The following is a 16588-nucleotide window of genomic DNA, read 5'->3' as shown; positions in this document are numbered from 1 at the left end:
CCCGCGAGGAGATTGCATGAGCCTGCCCGCCGCGTTCCTCGACACGGTCCACCACCTGATCCCCCGCGAGCGACGCTTCGACGATCCGCTCTCGACCCTGGCCTTCGGCACCGACGCCAGCTTCTACCGGCTGATCCCCAAGCTGGTGATCCGCGTCGAAAGCGAGGCCGAGGTCGCCACCCTGCTCCGGGCCGCGCACAGCCACCACGTGGCGATCACCTTCCGCGCCGCCGGCACCAGCCTGTCCGGCCAGGCGGTGAGCGACTCGGTGCTGCTGGTGCTGGGTGACAACTGGAACGGCCGCGACATCCGCGGCGACGGCGCGCAGATCCGCCTGCAGCCCGGCGTCATCGGCGCCCAGGCCAACGCCTGGCTCGCCCCCTTCGGCCGCAAGATCGGCCCGGACCCGGCCTCGATCAACGCCTGCAAGATCGGCGGCATCGTCGCCAACAACGCCAGCGGCATGTGCTGCGGCACCGCGCAGAACACCTACAACACCCTCGCCGGCATGCGCCTGCTGCTCGCCGACGGCACCCTGCTCGACACTGAGCTGCCCGACAGCGTCGCCGACTTCCAGGCCCGCCACGGCGCCCTGCTCGACCAGCTCGGCGAACTCGGCCGGCAAACCCGCGCCAACCCCGAACTGGCCGCGCGCATCCGCCACAAGTACCGTCTGAAAAACACCACCGGCCTGTCGCTCAACGCCCTGGTCGACTACGACCAACCCTTGGATATCCTCACCCACCTGATGGTCGGCTCCGAGGGCACGCTCGGCTTCATCAGCGCCGTCACCTACGACACCGTGCCCGACCACCCGCACAAGGCCAGCGCCCTGGTGGTCTTCCCCGACGTCGAGACCTGCTGCACCGCCGTCACGGTGCTCAAGCAGCAACCGGTCTCGGCCGTCGAACTGCTCGACCGCCGCAGCCTGCGCTCGGTGGAAAACATGCTAGGCATGCCGCTGTGGGTGAAGACCTTGTCGCTCGGCGCCTGCGCCCTGCTCATCGAATCGCGCGCCGCCAGCCAGTCGCTGCTGCACGAGCAACTCGCGCAGATCAGCGCCTCCATCGCCGGCTTCCCGGTCGAGAAGCAGGTCGATTTCAGTGAAGACCCGATCGTCTACAACCAGCTCTGGCGCATCCGCAAGGACACCTTCCCCGCCGTCGGCGCCGTGCGCGAGACCGGCACCACGGTCATCATCGAAGACGTCACTTTTCCCATCGAGCAGCTGGCGGCAGGCGTCAACCGCCTGATCGCCCTCTTCGAGACGCATGGTTACGACGAAGCGATCCTGTTCGGCCATGCCCTGGAGGGCAACCTGCACTTCGTCTTCACTCAAGGCTTCGACACGCCCGAACAGATTGCCCGGTATTCGGCGTTCATGGACGACGTCGCGCACCTGGTGGCCGTCGAGTACGGCGGCTCGCTCAAGGCCGAGCACGGCACCGGCCGCAACATGGCGCCCTTCGTCGAACTGGAGTGGGGCAAGGACGCCTACCAGCTGATGTGGCAGCTCAAGCGCCTGCTCGACCCCACCGGCATCCTCAACCCCGACGTGGTGCTGACCAACGATCCGCAGCTGCACCTGAAAAACCTCAAGCCCCTGCCCGCCGCCGACGAAATCGTCGACAAGTGCATCGAATGCGGTTTCTGCGAGCCGGTCTGCCCGTCCAAAGGCCTGACCCTCAGCCCACGCCAGCGCATCGTCCTGTGGCGCGACATCCAGGCCAAGCGCCGCGCCGGGCTCGACACCCGCCAGCTCGAGCGCGACTACCAGTACCAGGGCATCGACACCTGCGCCGCCACCGGCCTGTGCGCCCAGCGCTGCCCGGTCGGCATCAACACCGGCGAGCTGGTGAAAAAGCTGCGCAGCCAGCACGCCGATCACCCCAAGACCGCCGACTGGCTCGCCGAGCATTTTCACGGCGCCCTGCGCGGTGCCCGCCTGACCCTCCTGGCCGCCAACAGCGCGCGCAAACTCCTCGGCGCCCCACGCCTCGCCCGGCTCAGTGCCTCCCTGACCAAGGCCAGCCACGGCCGCCTGCCGCAGTGGACCCCCGCCATGCCGCAGCCTCTGCGAGCTCTCGCCCTCCACCCCGCCAGCCACGATGCCCGCCCGCGCGTGGTCTACCTGGCCGCCTGCGTCTCCCGCGTCATGGGCCCCGCCGCCGCCGACCGCGAACAGAGCTCGCTGCTCGACAAGACCCGCGCCCTGCTCGAAAAGGCTGGTTACCAAGTCGTCTTCCCCGACAACGCCGACAGCCTCTGCTGCGGCCAGCCGTTCGCCTCCAAGGGCTACCCCGAGCAGGCCGAGCACAAGCGCCAGGAGCTGATCACCGCCCTGCTCCACGCCAGCCGCGGCGGCCTCGACCCCGTCTACTGCGACACCAGCCCGTGCACCCTGCGCCTGGTCCAGGACCTGGGCGAATCCCGCCTCGACCTCTACGACCCCGTGCGCTTCATCCGCACCCACCTGCTCGATCGCCTGGAGTTCACCCCCCAGGACGCGCCCATCGCCGTCCACGTAACCTGCAGCACCCAGCACCTCGGCGAAAGCCAGGCGCTAATCGACCTCGCCCGGCTGTGCAGCAAACAGGTGGTGATACCCGAAGGCATTCACTGCTGCGGCTTCGCCGGCGACAAAGGCTTCACCACCCCCGAGCTCAACGCCCACTCCCTGCGCACGCTCAAGGACGCGGTGCAGTACTGCGACGAAGGGATTTCCACCAGCCGCACGTGCGAAATCGGCCTGTCGACCCACAGCGGTATCGACTATCACGGCCTGGTGTACCTGGTGGACCGAGTGACACGCGCGCGGGCGCTCTGAAACATTTTGCGATGCGATGGTGCCATCAACGGGATGGAACCCCTGCTCAAGCGGCGCAGTCAATGCTTGTAGGCCCACCTTCCAGCGGCCTTCAGCCCAAGGAGACATCCATGAAAGGTACTGCGCTTTCCGCCCTCTTCGCTGCCGCCACCCTGCTGGCCTCGCCAGTATTCGCGGCCGACGATCTCTGCGCCATCAACCTGCAGAAGATCAACGATCAGATGGCCACCACCGGCACCACGTCCGAAGGCCTGGACAAGGCGCTCACCGAGCATGTCGACAAAGCCAAGGCCGCCCAGGCCTCGGGCGATACCAAGGAATGCATCGCGATCACCAGCAAGGTGCTGGAACGCCTGAACAAGACCGAAAAAGGCAGCGGCACCAGCGGCGGTGCAGGCGGCGCCTAAGCGATGACCCGGGCGACGGGACCGGCTGTCGACGTCGCCCGCACATTGGCGTATACTCCGACCATCGCGTTGAAAAACGCGTGATCTAAAGCAGCAAAGGGGCCGATTAGGATTCGACGCCGGTGATGAAACTTTAGGTGCATGCCGAGTTGGTAACAGAACTCGTAAATCCACTGTTGCAACTTTCTATAGTTGCCAATGACGAAAACTACGAGGGTTACGCTCTCGCTGCGTAAGCAGCTGAGCCCGCTCTCCTGGTAGCTTCGGCTCCAGCAATCACTAGGGGATGCCTGTAAACCCGAAGTGATTGTCATACAGAACAGGATCGTCGTGTAGCACGTTGTGGGCAAAGCGACTAAAACTTACACAACTCGTCCAAAGCACCCTGCCACTCGGGCCGCTGCGGATTAACTTAATAGAGATGGCTACGCATGTAGTACCGACAGCGGAGTACTGGCGGACGGGGGTTCAAATCCCCCCGGCTCCACCAAATCCAAAAAAAAAGACGTCCCCGGACGTCTTTTTTTATACCCAAAATTCCCCACTCCCACCCGCCCGCCCTTCCCGCCCGCGCAGCGGCGCGGTTGTAGGAGCAGGCCTCGTGTCGCGATCGAGGGCAAAAGCCCTCGCCGAACCACAACTCCCCCATCCTCCCCCAACCTCAGCAGGAAACCCCACCCCCGCCCGCCCAGCCCCGCGGCTGTAAAGCGTGCCGCCCATGGCGAAACAAAGGCAAAGCCCCCGCCGCCCCCAGCCCCCCCAGACACAACCCAGACCCAAAGATCCACGCCACACCTGTGGGAGCTGGCTTGCCAGCGAAGGCCTCACCCCAAACCCACCAGGATGATCATCAACCAATCACCCAAACCTCCCACCGCTACTCCTGCGCCCGACCAAGCGCCACCCTCACATCCTCCACCAACGCCCTCCCCATCCCCGACAACAAATGCGCCGCCCAAACCAACGTATCGTCCTTATCCATCACCCCCACAAACGACAACCGATGCACACACCCCATCATCACCGACGCCTGCTCCAGCGCGTAATCCAGAGAAACCCCCTGCGCCACCTGAAACAAATCCGGCGTCCCCTCGCCCTCAGCAAATTTCGCGAGCCCTGGCGTGACTTTCTTTTTGCTTTCTTCACTCATGATCAACCCTCCCCCTGCGCACTATGACGTGACTGCACCTGCCCCAACGCCAACTCGACCAAGCTGTGAGCGGCATCGATCTCGTGTATCACTGCGAGCGTGAGCACCTGCTCGCCTGGCTTTGTCTGCTGCAGCACCGCCTGTTGCGCGACCGTTAGCGCACAGACGAGGTACTCCGAGGCTTGGACCAGAGTGTCTTCTAGGGATTGAGGGGATTTTCTGAAACCGGAAAGCGGTGGATCTGGAACGATCTTTAGCATGGTCTCTCTCCAGCAATGGTGGAGCTACCACTTACATGCCGTCGAGCATGAGGGTGGCAGCTGTACGCGGGTCGACGGACCGAGATTGCTGGCACTCGGCGCACACAAGGTGCCCCACGTACAACCGCCATAGCGGTGAAACATGTGGTCAGCAATGCACGGTCCGTCGAGACCGGTCGTTGATGGGCAACGACCTGGCGAGACTAGACCGCTGTTGGCGACCACTGCAACGGCTTTGAGGCTGAGGCAGTATCTTTGGGAAATGGACTACAGGGAAGAGGGAAAGTCTGAAGTTTTGGCGGGGGGTCTGGCGGGTTTTGAGGTAATTTTGGGGCTGTGAATAAACAAAGCGTTTGAAGTTATTCCTCGGACTGCACTGTATGGATCGATAACCGTAAGCGAATTCCGGCCAGTGGCCACAGGTTGTGGAAGGGGGTCAGCCAAAACTGAGCTGACAATTCGCTTAGCCGAAACATTCACTCGTGCTCGTCCCAGCCCAGAAGATAGACAGACCAGACCATCACTGCAGATCTGATTGCACTTGGCTTTGTGGCAATCCCCCTCGTGACAATCGGCGTGACAAACGCCGATTGTCACGAGCAACAGCCATGTAGATGATGGTGCTGCAGACCAGGGAATGGACTGCACCTGACTGACAGTCAGGCATGCCCCGGTCATCGCATTGCTGCGTACACCTGGCTAAGGATCTCGCGGCACTGGTCTCGTCAGCCAATGCAGCCTGCACCCGTCCACCACCGGTAACGGTGGTCAGGAGGCAAGATCATGAGCTGCCCTTGCTCCCGGTCGTAAGGAGCCGCCAGTCCCGCTTTAGAGGACACCCCCACAGCTCGCTGGGGCCTTGATCCCTGATAACACACAGCATTCTTGGCGGGATGACGTGGGGCGAAGATTGGAGATCGGATGATGAGGTGACTGACATGGCATTGGTGGGTAGACGCGATGGGCGCAATTTCGGCTACGGCAGACAATTGAGCTATGCAGGGCCGCAGGCACTGAAAGACAGGTTTGGCGGTGGCCACTACGGCACGGTCTAGGCGCAATCTGGTCGGTGGCGGGCATTCGTGAAGTGGTACCGCTCCGAACAAGGGCCCGGTATCAACGATGCGCGGCAGATTGATCGGAAAGTAGTGGCCGATTATGTGGCGCAGCTGCGCGACATGGTTATACGCGGTGATCTCGCAATCAGCACCGCACAAAATCGGCTCTCCAGCGTTAACAGGATCATGGCGGCGCTTCGCGGTGATCAGTATGTGAAATTGCCCAGTCCGAGCAAGGCATTGGGTATGCGCACCGGGGTTCAACACTCGGTGCCTCAGGGTCAAGACCGTGAACAGATGAAGCAAGTCGTCTATGCGTTTTGTAATCGAGATCAGCAACAAGCTGCCGCGATCGTTCTGTTGGCGCGAGCCACTGGTATGCGCATGCGTGAGGCCATCTTGGCTGACCTGCCACGGCTAAGTCGTGAGGCTAGAGATATTGGCAAGATCAATATCCAGGACGGCACCAAAGGCGGCCGGGCCCGAGCCTCTGCATCACGCTGGATTGCGGTGGATGACTATGTGCGTGACGCGCTTGCATTGGTGGAGCAGGTGTCGCCTGCGGGTAGCCGCAACCTAACTGCACCGCACGAAAGCTACCTGAATCTGCTGCAAACAATTGTCCGCCCGGCACGGGACATCCTGCATGCATATAATCTCAATGGTTTCCATGAGCTGCGAGCGGCGTTCGCGTGTGAACGTTATGAGCAAATCACTCAACACCCCGCGCCTATCAACGGCGGCCAATGTTATCAGCTAGATAGGAACCTTGATCGTGAGGCCCGGAGGCAAATAAGCTACGAACTTGGGCACGGCCGGATCGACGTGACAGCTGCCTACATTGGAGGACAGACACGAGCAGCCACTCGATATGGAGTTGCTCTTGGATGGCGTGCTTACCGGATCGAACGCGACGCGGCAACGCTATTTGCGGCAGGCGACGCTTATCCAAGCTGAAATTGCAGATCGCTGGCAGCGAGAGACCCCTTGGACCTGGCAAGGAAAGAATTTGGCTTGGTTTCTCGAGCGTCACCTAGACTCGCGCAGTGAGTCGACGCGCTACTACTACTTGCTGACAGTGCACCTCCTCGCTCGCCGACTAGAAAAACCATGGGTATTTGGACACTATGGGCGGTGCATTGGAACATCATCGTGCTTTCATCGAAACTAACCCCACTCTTGCTAGGCTGCTGTAGGTGTCGGGTTGTTGTAGGTGGAAAAAGTTAAACGTCTGGGACAAAGTTATCTGAAACGAAAAGCCCCCGGTGGATTGATCCACTTGGGGCTTTTCGTTTCAAGGGTGTAGGAGTTACCAGCGTTCGTCAGCAAGGTGAGAGCTGTTGAGCTGCTCTCTCAACAGGTGCCATTGAGGGAGATGCTGATCTAGCAGGCCGATGAATCGGTCGTTGTGGTGGCGTTCATGCAGATGAGCCAGTTCGTGCACCAAAATGTACTCTAGGCACTGCACCGGCTTCTTGGCTAGCTCCAGGTTGAGCCAGATGCGCCGGGCTTCAATGTTGCAGGTGCCCCACTTCGTCTTCATCCGCTTGATGCCCCAAGCGCGCGCTTCAACTCCTAACTTCGTCTGCCATTTCTCCAGAAGTTCCGGCACCAGACGTTTCAGTTCGGCACGGTAGAAATCCTGTAGCACCTGCTCACGGCGTTCGACTGTGGTATCGGTGCGCACGAACAGATCCATGGTGGCCTTACCGCGCAGAGCTATGCGCAGAGACCCAGTAGTTTCGTGAACGCGCAGGCGGTAGCGACGGCCTAGGAAGTAATGGCTTTCACCACTCACCATCAGCCGTTCTGATTGTCGGGGCTGGGCCTGAAACTTTGCGCGCTGGCGTTTGATCCAGCCGAGCTTACTGACCACTGCCAAGCGTACAGCTTCGTCATCTACCGTCAACGGTGCCGCCACGCGCACACGCCCCTGCGGTGGGTATACGCCCAGGTGCAGATTTTTGATCGGCTTGCGCACGACCTCCACGATCAAACCGCTGACCGTGAGGTTGCGCGACTCAGTATTCATGCTGATGCTTGACCAGTTCCAGCAAGGCTACCAGCCACTCGCTGTCCTCTCCTGCTGTGTAGTCGCCCTGGGTTTCAGCGCAGTCTTTGCCCCACTGATCCAGCACGTTCTTGATCGCTAGGCGCACACGTTTGATCTTCATGGCATTGCCGCGCCAGTCGTCCTGCCGGCTATCCAGCACGGCAGCGTCCACGGCCAATGCGAGGCCGGCGTTCTGCCCCAGGTTGTCATACAGCGCCTTGCGGGCATTGCTGTTGATCGAGCCAGGGTAGCTGTTGGCGCTGGTGGGATTCTTCGCCTGCTTGGTCAGCTCCATCACCTCTGCCAGATATTCCTGATAGCTGATGGCGTCTTCCTTGCGCTTGGCGATCAGCGCATCGAGCAACGAGGACATGGTCTCGTAGTACTTCGGGTTGATCGGCGACTCGTCGATGATCAACTTGCGCACGTTGTTTTCGATGGTCTCGGCCACTGCCTCCTGGCTTTCGCGGATGCCCTTGGGCAGCGCGTCGATTGCACCCACACCGCGCTCAACGATCAACTCAATCAGCGACATATCGTCGAAGGCAGAAATCTTCTCGCTATCTTCAGCACGGATGTAGGTGTCGATCAAAAAGCGCATGTCCGGCTCGTAGGCTTTGAGGTCAATGTAGTCGCCGCTGGCGAGCTTTACCTCATCACGAACCTTGGAGAAGTGATCGACTTCGGTCTGGATCTCGGCGATTTCCTTGTTGCTGTAACCCGCCTCTTCCAGCTCATTGGCGATATTGCCGAAGCAGCGGATCAGCGCTGAGGTCATCTTGTATAGGTTCAGGCGCTTGGGCTCATTAGCTTTGAGCTGCTCGGCGTTGCCCGACTCGCTGCCGCAGAAGAAGCGTAGATAAGCTGGCGTATCCTTCGGTTGTTCCACCGGTTCGCACAGGGCCTTGATCGCCTCGCGGGCATCTTCCAGGTCTTCCTGTGCTTTGCTTAGGCGGTCTCCCAAAAGACCAGCCACATCGGCCTCGTCATAGCCGTCCAGCGCACCGCTGGTGTAGTCGCCAATGGCGCCCTCCAGCTGCTTGAACAAGTCCTTGTAATCGATGATGTAGCCGTACTGCTTGTCCTCGCCATCGAGGCGGTTGACCCGGCAGATGGCCTGGAACAGGCCATGGTCGCGCATCTGCTTGTCGATGTAGAGGTAGGTCGCGGAAGGCGCGTCGAAGCCGGTCAGCAGCTTGTCCACCACGATGAGCAGGCGCATCTGCCCTGGCTCCTTGATGAAACGCTGCTTCACTTCCTTCTCGAAGGTCTCCGGATCTCTGTCGCCGAGCATCTGGTTGTAGATGGAGTACTGACGCAGCTTCTCGGTCAGCCCTTCACCGGTTGACTCTCCCTTAATGTCGGCAGGCGATGGCTTGTAGCTGGTGACGATGGCGCACTTGTCACCCATTCCCGCTTTGCTGAACAGCTCGTAGCACTTACAGGCTTCAAAGATGCTGCTGGTTACCAACATGGCATTGCCTCGGCCATCGGCCAGGCGTTGCTTGGTAGCCATATCCAGAAGGATGTCGGCGACAATTTTCTCCAGCCGTGACTGGCTTGACAGCACTTTTTGCAAGGTGCCCCAACGCTGCTTTAGCTGAGCCTTGGCTAGGTCGTTCAGGCCTTTGGTCTTGGCCTCAAACCATTGATCGATCTTCTTCTGTGATGTGATGTTCTGATCGATATCGCGGGCTTCGTAGCGCAGGTCGAGCACCACACCATCGGCCACGGCTTCATTAAACTTGTAGGTATGGATGTAGCGACCAAACACCTCGATGCTCTTCTGTTTGTCGACCTTAAGCAGCGGCGTACCGGTAAAGCCGATAAACACCGCATTAGGCAGAATCATCTTCATGACTTTGTGCAGCTCGCCTGATTGGGTGCGGTGACACTCATCGACGAATACATAGAGATCGCCCTTAGCACGGAAGTCTTGAGGCAGGCTCTTACGCAGCTCCTCCACAAAGCCTTCTACATCGGCATCTTCGCGAGCACCGAACTTGTGGATCAGCGAGCAAAGTAGCCAAGGCGAGGGCTGGTTGATTTTGTCGATCAGATCGGCACCGCTGGTGGTGCGGTAAATCTGCTCGTTGACGCCGCCAAACACCTTCTCGATCTGCTCATCCAGCTCAGTCCTGTCGGTGATGACCAGCACCCGCGAGTCCTGGATATTTTCCCGAATCCACTTGGTCAGCCAGACCATGGTTAAAGATTTGCCCGAACCCTGGGTGTGCCAGATAATCCCGCCTTCACGTCGACGCAGGTAGCGTTGCGCTTCGCGGATACCAAAGTACTGGTTGTGCCGGCAGAGCTTTTTTACTCCGCTGTCGAACACGATATAGTCGTGAATCAGCTCCAGAAACCGCGTTTTATTGCACAGCTGAAGCAAATGGCTATCCAGCAGATTATCGGCAGCGGTGCCGTCTGCGCTTTCCTCTTTCCAGGTCAGGTAGTACTTCTCTCCGGTTTGGATGGTGCCGTAACGCAAGCCCTGAGTATCGTTGCCGGCCATCACGTATTGCATGGTGGAGAAGAACGGTTGGATAAATTCGGGCTTCTGGTTATCCAGGTTCTGACGGATGCCCTCGTTCACCGCCACCATGGAGCGCTTTAGCTCCAACACGCCGAGCGCAACGCCATTCACATAGAGCACGATATCCGGGCGCTTGGTATTTGCCTTGACATCAGCACCCTTGACGGTGACTTCCTCTGCAATGGCGAAGTGGTTGCGCTCAGGATGCTTCCAGTCGATCAGCCAGACGGTCTGGGTATTTTCCCCGACTTCCGGCTTGATCTTCACCCCGTAGCGCAGCAGCTCGTACACCGCCTTGTTTCGATCATACAGGCCCTTACTGGCATCATTGGCGGCCTTGTTTAGCTCGAAAAAGGCTCGGCTGGCCAGATTGACCTCCGTGCCCTGATCTATCAGCCAGGTGCGTAACAACTCCGGCTCGATATTGGCGTTGTTCGGGCGATCGGCCCAGTCACCAAGGTGTTCATAGCCCAGCGTGTGCTGAAACAGCTTGGCAACGCGCCGCTGGGTCCTTTTTTCGATCTGGCCAACGGTACTCATTGAGGCCGTTTCCTTTTCCTAGTGAGAGTTAGCTCAATTTATCCACAATGCGCTTCGAGTTGGTCTCAAATAGCCGCCCCATACTGGCTCCCCAGATAGTTTCCTGTTGAGGAACTGAAGCAGCTTTTTGGCTGGTGTCTCGTCCGCGGGAAATACGATGCGCCCTTGCTAGTCAGGACGCCCAGTGGATGCACCGCAGATTCCGGGCACCAGGTTGACTGCTACGGCCCCGAGATTGGGGCCATAGTGTAGATAAAGCAACCCTTTAGCGAGCAGATTCAACATCGCACAACCTGTATCAAACAAGTCGAATTCGGCCGGTCAAAAGCTCCTGCATCATACCCTGCTTTAGCTGGCGAACCTTGGCGCAGCGCGCTTCAAGGCTGGCGAGCTCGCTGCTCATGTCGGTTAAAACTTGCGCAATAGCTGTCTGCTCTTCTTTCGTCGGAGGAAGCAGGACCTCGAACACTTGGAATGTGGGTAGCCGAAGCGAGTCTACGGTTGCCTTTACAGAGTTCTGCATGGCATGAGCACCAAAGCGAACACTCATGTAGAGATAGACATACATTCCCGATACGTTCTCTACGAACTGAGAAATAGCATATACACGCTGATGGACATCAAATTTCCCATTGACATAATGAAAAATGCTACCAATTCCGCCTTCTCCAGGGACAAGAATCGCCTCGCAATCATGTGAATAACTATTTATTCGCTCAACGTTTGCGGATCGAACGAAGAATGGATAGTCACCGCTCTCAACTTTGTCTTGGTTGTTCTTACTGCCAGTTTTTATGTGCGCGATTTCCTCCAGGGGCCTCACCTCCCAATTCCCACTATATCCTGGTAAGCGGCGCTGTCCGCTGAGGAGTTGCTGCATAGCCGCTTGATGGATGTCGCGCTTCTTGGTAACTAGCTGATCCAATTTTCTTATCAGGGCGTCCATATCGGCTAGACTGGAAGCTACGGATCGCTGCTCTTCGACTGAAGGTACCTGAACGACCAAGCTACTTAGAGTGCCTTGGTTTAAATTGATCATGGTAGAGCCGACAGAGGAGTCTTCAATCGCCTTGATAACAGAGGGGGTCGAGAGAACTCGTTGAAGAAAGTACGCATTTACCGACGCAAATGGTCTAACAATCATCGAGCCCGTACCACAGAGCCACCCTTTTTCGCGTTCAGACACAACCGCGCAGCGCCCCATATCACCACGTCGACCAATGATAACTTCGCCAGGGCTTAGCCGAAATTCATCAAGGCTCTCCGCCGCCTCTTCAGTAATTGTCATAGAGGTAGTCGGAACTATCCTGCCATCTAAGATATGCATCGGATTAACAACAGGAATGCCATCATTGGTGTAGTCGGATTTATGGAGTGCACTGCCAAATGGGCCAGTGCGGAAGCTTGCCACCTCACCGAGCTTTTTTGCCTCCCAGTCCACTGGCAAGACACCAACTTCAGTCTGCTTGAATCCTGGTTTTACCTCCGCACTCATACTACAAACCCCATCTTCACCAGATGAGCATCGACCTTGGCAGCCAGCGCTTCCGTCTCTGCACTCAACGCCGGCAGGGGCATAGCATAACGTTCGGCCAATTGGCGGATACGACCACTGAGTGCTTGGGATACCCGATCCAATTCAGTCTGCACATCGGCTTGCAGGGTGGCCAGCCATTTGTCGTCCACCACCAGAGATTTCAGCTCGCCTTCATTGAGTTGGGCATAGTGGGCATGCACCTTAGCGTCCAAAGTTTTCTGCGCGGCCTTGACCTTTTTGCTGGCCGCGGCTTCGTGCTCGATTAATGCCAGGCACTGTTCCAGGGCCTGGCGTTCCTCATTGGCGTCGAGGTCATTTTTGATGGTTTTCAGGCGTGCCTTGACGCTGGCGGCGGTGAGCTTGCCTTTGTCTGTTTTGCCTTCAGCCAGTGGGCGGTCTTCGCCGCCTTGCTCCTCGTCCAGCTCTTCCAGCTCGCGGCTGAGGGAATCACGTTTGGCTTCCAGCTCAGTGATAGCTGAGGCATCGGCAGCGTAATAGCGGCGCACGATCAGTTCGGGCGGCAGCAAGTCGGTATTAGGTTCTCCATTGGTCGGGCCGCTGGTGATCAGCGCCTGCCAGCCGTCAATCACCAGTTGATACACGTCATCCTGGAAGATGGTATACCAGTAGTCCTGAAGGTGCTGGTACACGTCGTAGGCGTCCAGCAGCGGTGCGGACTTGAAGCGGTGCAGCAGATCTTCGGCCAGGGTATTCAGCAGTGCCTTGGGCCGATCACCGATGGTGATGCCTTGCAGGCATGGGCGGTGGTCGTTGCGCCAGTCTTCGAACAGGAAGCTGATGGTCTGGTTAAAAGCAGTGAACTCGGGATGAGCAAAGATGCTGAGCTTAATCTCGGCCTGCGGCACCTTAAGTTGCAGGTAGCCGGGGCGTTGCGGGGCGAACAGTGACCCGCGCAGGTTGGGCATCACATCCCAAAAGGCTTGCAGGGCATCTACATCACGCTCGGGGATGCCACCGTGCAGGTGGGCGTCTATGTCTTGCAGGTCTTCCGCTTCGCTGGTGTCGATATAGCGCGGGATATTCAGGTTGAAGTCGTTGGCCTCAATCTCGGCCAGCGGTACCAAGCGTGAGAACTTGGGCAGCTCGCGCTGCTGGGAGCAGGCATCGACGATCTTGTGGATGTCCTGCTCGCGCAGGCGGTTCTTGTTGCCGTCCTTGATAAAGCCTTTGCTGGCGTCGATCAAGAATAGGCCCTTGCGCCCTGCACTGCCAGCTTTGTCCAGAACGATGATGCAGGCGGGGATACCTGTACCGAAGAAAAGGTTGGCCGGTAGACCGATGATGGCTTGGATATAGCCCTGCTGGAGGATGCGCTTGCGGATAACCCCCTCGGCGCCGCCACGGAACAACACGCCGTGCGGAAGAATCACCGCTGCTTTGCCGGTGCTCTTTAGCGAGGTGAGCATGTGCAGAAGGAAGGCATAGTCGCCGTTCTTATCCGGTGGAATGCCGTAGCTGAAGCGGTTGTAGTCGTCCTCGGCTGGGTTGAAGCCATTGCTCCAGGCCTTGGTGGAGAACGGTGGGTTGGCGACGATAAAGTCAAACAGCTTAAGGTTGCCCATTGGGTCTTTGAAATATGGCGCGGACAGGGTGTTGTCCTTCCAGATTTCCGCCGTCGGGCAGTCGTGCAGGATCATGTTCATCTTGGCCAAGGCGCTGGTGGCGTTGTCCATTTCCTGGCCGTAGATGGCCAAGTCGAGGCCGGTGATGCTCTTGGCTTCGTCGTGGGCCTTAAGCAGCAACGAGCCCGAGCCGCAGGTCGGGTCGTAGATGCTCTGCTTGCTGTCGGTAGCACCGCCTAGGCCAATGACCTGAGCCATGATCCGCGAGACTTCTGCTGGGGTGTAAAACTGCCCCTTGCTCTTGCCGGATTCAGTGGCAAAGTGGCGCATCAGGTATTCGTAGGCATCGCCGAGTATGTCGTCGCCCTGAGCACGGTTACTGCGAAAATCCAGACCCGGCGTGTTGAAGATGCTTACCAGGTTGGATAGGCGGTCGACCATCTCCTTGCCCTTGCCGAGCTTCTCCTGGTCGTTGAAATCGGCCACGTCGATGACACCGGTGAGGTTATTGGCCTCAGCCAGGCGGGCGATGATCTGGTTGATCTTGTCGCCGATCTCCTTGTCGCCCTTGAGCGCCACCATGTCGGCAAAGCTGCCTCCCTCAGGCACCTCGATCAGCGAGTTGGGGTCGCCGGCGTACTTGTCCGACACGTACTTCACGAACAGCAGCACCAGGACGTAATCCTTGTACTGCGAGGCATCCATCCCGCCACGCAGCTCGTCGCAGGATTTCCACAGAGAGGAATAGAGTTCGGATTTTTTGATGGCCATGTGGTTCGTTGTGTCCGTTTTTAATTACAAATTTGTAGGTTAGGCACTCGACTGCTCCGCAGTAGGAAGAATATTCCTGCTCGTGAGGAGTGAATCAGAGTGACCAAAAGTCGTTGGATAGTTTTGCCTGCCGGTTGCGCAGCCGCTCGATTTCAGCCTGGATTTGAGCCTCTTCGTCGAACGCCCGAACCATGGGTTGCATCCCCTCAATTGAGGGCATGGGAATTTCCAATTCCTTGAGTGCCGACAGCTGGAGTGATGGAATCGAAGCGCCGACGGCCATCCGGCTCAGTAGTCCTTGGCCCATGGCTGACCGCAGATAAATTAACAGTGCCTTGGGGGGATAGATTTCGGGGAATCGGCTACGCAAAATTACCAGAGACTGACCTGTTATCCAGCCATCCTTCCCTGAGTTTGGGACAAAGCCTGCGATGCCTGTTTTGCCAACGACTCCCTTGAATGTCATCAAGACATCATTAGGCCTAATGAAATACAAATTTGCTTTGGGGGAATCGAGATCAAATTGCGTCTCTTTGCTGGCGTGTTGGATATAGCCGTACTGCGGGATGTCTTGAGCCTGTACTTCCCACACCTGCACACCGCGTGAAGCAGTCGTGTGCTGGCGCGGGCGGATGATGTCAAACAGCTCGCCCAATTTACGGGTTTCATAACGAGTCAGCGTCTCGTTTAGCTTGCGCGCCGACTCATCTAATACGTAACGGTTGACCTCAAGGCTGAAGTCATTATCAGCAATCTGCCTGATCGGAATACTGGCCGCAACAGCAGAAGTATTTTTGTTCGCGATCAATGCCAGCAGATCGGGGATATTCTTCAGCGCACAACGCTTTTTCGCCGAAAGCTCACGGAACTCGTCAGTGTCCGCATTGACGAAGCGTATGACGTCAGTCCGACGGCTTTTACTCATAACCAGAATGGTTAGTGGGATTGCGGTATGGCTACAGAGGCCGGCAGGCAATGCGATGACGGCGTCCAGATAGCCATGCTTGAGCAGATACTCGCGCAGTTGTTTTTCCGCACCTTTACCGAACAGCACGGAATTTGGAACAGTGACCACGATTCGGCCCTTGGTCTGAGCCAAGAGGTGCTGGATATGAAGAACGTTACCAACCGGCGTTTTCTCTTCAAACCGCCCCCAAAGGTCATTTCCTGAGATTTCCGGAGAGTAGCGGACACCCATCGGGGGAGTACAGACTGCCGCATCAAACTGGATCAGCTGGCCTTTTTCAAGAGCAGCAGGCGCTTGTACTGAATTGGTAGGGTGCAGTTCCCAGTCAGCTGGATTGATCAGGTTAAGAATTTGCGCAGGTGTTGTGGGAGTTTGGGATTCAACCCATACCTTTGCATTGCTGCGTAAAGCCCTCGCCGCAATTTGTCCAGAGCCTTCCCAAGGAACATACACTTTTTGCTCAGGGGTGATTTCTGCAAGAGAGACCAGCAAGTTACACAAAGTTGGGGCGTACCCAAAAACACCTTGGCTAAAGTCAGCTGCCCAGAAGCAGGTATCGTCTACAGTCAGGGTGTCTAGTAAACCTTGGGTATCCAAATCACGAATCTTTTGCATGAGAGGAGAAAGGCCTCGCACGCCATGGAGGCTTTGCCATACCCCTTCATCGATGAACGGAAACATCGCATATGGCTGCAACTGACGCAGTGCCACAACTTGCTCTGCCAGCCCCTGATCCGCCACCGTTTCGAAACGGAGTTCCACTGGAACACTCAAGTCTTTGGACAGCTTCTGCCAACACAGCAGCTGAAGAATCAGCGATAGAGAGGTATGGGGCGGCGCGATTCCACGTATCGAATCCATGAGCTGGAAGAAAATTTTTTCGTTCATGCGGCATCCTG

The 16588-nt window shown here is 57.9% G+C and carries 10 protein-coding genes, 1 other RNA gene and 1 pseudogene; 5 read left to right on the top strand and 7 right to left on the bottom strand.

The features are described 5' to 3' along the window. Positions 1-16: 16 nt before the first annotated feature. The 3 genes from VJS90_RS10990 to ssrA all read left to right on the top strand — a co-directional run bounded on the left by VJS90_RS10990 (position 17) and on the right by ssrA (position 3724). A complete protein-coding gene (locus tag VJS90_RS10990) occupies positions 17-2827 on the top strand; it encodes an FAD-binding and (Fe-S)-binding domain-containing protein (protein WP_324121679.1) in 2811 nt (936 codons plus the stop codon). A gap of 110 nt (positions 2828-2937) precedes the next feature. Beyond that, positions 2938-3234, top strand: coding sequence for a hypothetical protein (locus tag VJS90_RS10985; RefSeq protein ID WP_324121678.1), 297 nt, complete (start codon positions 2938-2940; stop codon positions 3232-3234). Positions 3235-3332: 98 nt separating this feature from the next. Then, positions 3333-3724: a transfer-messenger RNA gene (gene ssrA, locus VJS90_RS10980) on the top strand. Positions 3725-4111: 387 nt separating this feature from the next. Here the strand turns inward: ssrA and VJS90_RS10975 are convergent. Both VJS90_RS10975 and VJS90_RS10970 read right to left on the bottom strand, forming a co-directional pair. Next, positions 4112-4384: a DUF3077 domain-containing protein gene (locus VJS90_RS10975; protein WP_324121677.1), complete on the bottom strand. Its 273-nt coding sequence runs from the start codon at positions 4382-4384 to the stop codon at positions 4112-4114. Between the two features lie 2 nt (positions 4385-4386). Further along, a complete protein-coding gene (locus tag VJS90_RS10970) occupies positions 4387-4644 on the bottom strand; it encodes a hypothetical protein (protein WP_324121676.1) in 258 nt (85 codons plus the stop codon). Positions 4645-5582: 938 nt separating this feature from the next. Between VJS90_RS10970 and VJS90_RS10965 the strand changes: the two are divergent. Then, positions 5583-6554, top strand: a pseudogene (locus tag VJS90_RS10965) (integrase domain-containing protein); the annotation flags it as partial. Between the two features lie 19 nt (positions 6555-6573). Beyond that, a complete protein-coding gene (locus VJS90_RS10960) occupies positions 6574-6873 on the top strand; it encodes a hypothetical protein (RefSeq protein WP_324121675.1) in 300 nt (99 codons plus the stop codon). A 138-nt stretch (positions 6874-7011) separates the two neighbouring features. On the opposite strand, the gene VJS90_RS10955 is transcribed toward VJS90_RS10960, so the two are convergent. The 5 genes from VJS90_RS10955 to VJS90_RS10935 all read right to left on the bottom strand — a co-directional run bounded on the left by VJS90_RS10955 (position 7012) and on the right by VJS90_RS10935 (position 16577). Then, a complete protein-coding gene (locus VJS90_RS10955; protein WP_324121674.1) occupies positions 7012-7734 on the bottom strand; it encodes a SprT family zinc-dependent metalloprotease in 723 nt (240 codons plus the stop codon). Next, positions 7724-10831, bottom strand: coding sequence for an HsdR family type I site-specific deoxyribonuclease (locus VJS90_RS10950; RefSeq protein ID WP_324121673.1), 3108 nt, complete (start codon positions 10829-10831; stop codon positions 7724-7726). The genes VJS90_RS10955 and VJS90_RS10950 overlap by 11 nt, the downstream gene beginning before the upstream one ends. A gap of 298 nt (positions 10832-11129) precedes the next feature. Continuing rightward, a complete protein-coding gene (locus VJS90_RS10945; RefSeq protein WP_324121672.1) occupies positions 11130-12326 on the bottom strand; it encodes a restriction endonuclease subunit S in 1197 nt (398 codons plus the stop codon). Then, on the bottom strand, positions 12323-14722 hold the full coding sequence (locus VJS90_RS10940; protein WP_324121671.1) for a type I restriction-modification system subunit M: 2400 nt from the start codon (positions 14720-14722) through the stop codon (positions 12323-12325). The genes VJS90_RS10945 and VJS90_RS10940 overlap by 4 nt, the downstream gene beginning before the upstream one ends. A 94-nt stretch (positions 14723-14816) precedes the next feature. Continuing rightward, positions 14817-16577, bottom strand: a complete 1761-nt coding sequence (locus VJS90_RS10935) for an N-6 DNA methylase (RefSeq protein ID WP_324121670.1) — start codon at positions 16575-16577, stop codon at positions 14817-14819. Between the last annotated feature and the right edge of the window lie 11 nt (positions 16578-16588).

It is taken from the genome of Pseudomonas sp. (genome assembly GCF_035277045.1).
GTDB lineage: Bacteria > Pseudomonadota > Gammaproteobacteria > Pseudomonadales > Pseudomonadaceae > Aquipseudomonas.
The sequence above is the reverse complement of the archived record's forward strand: the minus strand, read 5'-3'. Positions and strand labels throughout refer to the sequence as shown.

Excerpts from the sequence above, each read along its gene's own strand:
- VJS90_RS10990 (WP_324121679.1), top strand. The coding sequence starts at position 17 with ATGAGCCTGCCCGCCGCGTTCCTCGACACGGTCCACCACCTGATCCCC.
- VJS90_RS10985 (WP_324121678.1), top strand. The coding sequence starts at position 2,938 with ATGAAAGGTACTGCGCTTTCCGCCCTCTTCGCTGCCGCCACCCTGCTG.
- VJS90_RS10975 (WP_324121677.1), bottom strand. The coding sequence starts at position 4,384 with ATGAGTGAAGAAAGCAAAAAGAAAGTCACGCCAGGGCTCGCGAAATTT.
- VJS90_RS10970 (WP_324121676.1), bottom strand. The coding sequence starts at position 4,644 with ATGCTAAAGATCGTTCCAGATCCACCGCTTTCCGGTTTCAGAAAATCC.
- VJS90_RS10960 (WP_324121675.1), top strand. The coding sequence starts at position 6,574 with ATGGAGTTGCTCTTGGATGGCGTGCTTACCGGATCGAACGCGACGCGG.
- VJS90_RS10955 (WP_324121674.1), bottom strand. The coding sequence starts at position 7,734 with ATGAATACTGAGTCGCGCAACCTCACGGTCAGCGGTTTGATCGTGGAG.
- VJS90_RS10950 (WP_324121673.1), bottom strand. The coding sequence starts at position 10,831 with ATGAGTACCGTTGGCCAGATCGAAAAAAGGACCCAGCGGCGCGTTGCC.
- VJS90_RS10945 (WP_324121672.1), bottom strand. The coding sequence starts at position 12,326 with ATGAGTGCGGAGGTAAAACCAGGATTCAAGCAGACTGAAGTTGGTGTC.
- VJS90_RS10940 (WP_324121671.1), bottom strand. The coding sequence starts at position 14,722 with ATGGCCATCAAAAAATCCGAACTCTATTCCTCTCTGTGGAAATCCTGC.
- VJS90_RS10935 (WP_324121670.1), bottom strand. The coding sequence starts at position 16,577 with ATGAACGAAAAAATTTTCTTCCAGCTCATGGATTCGATACGTGGAATC.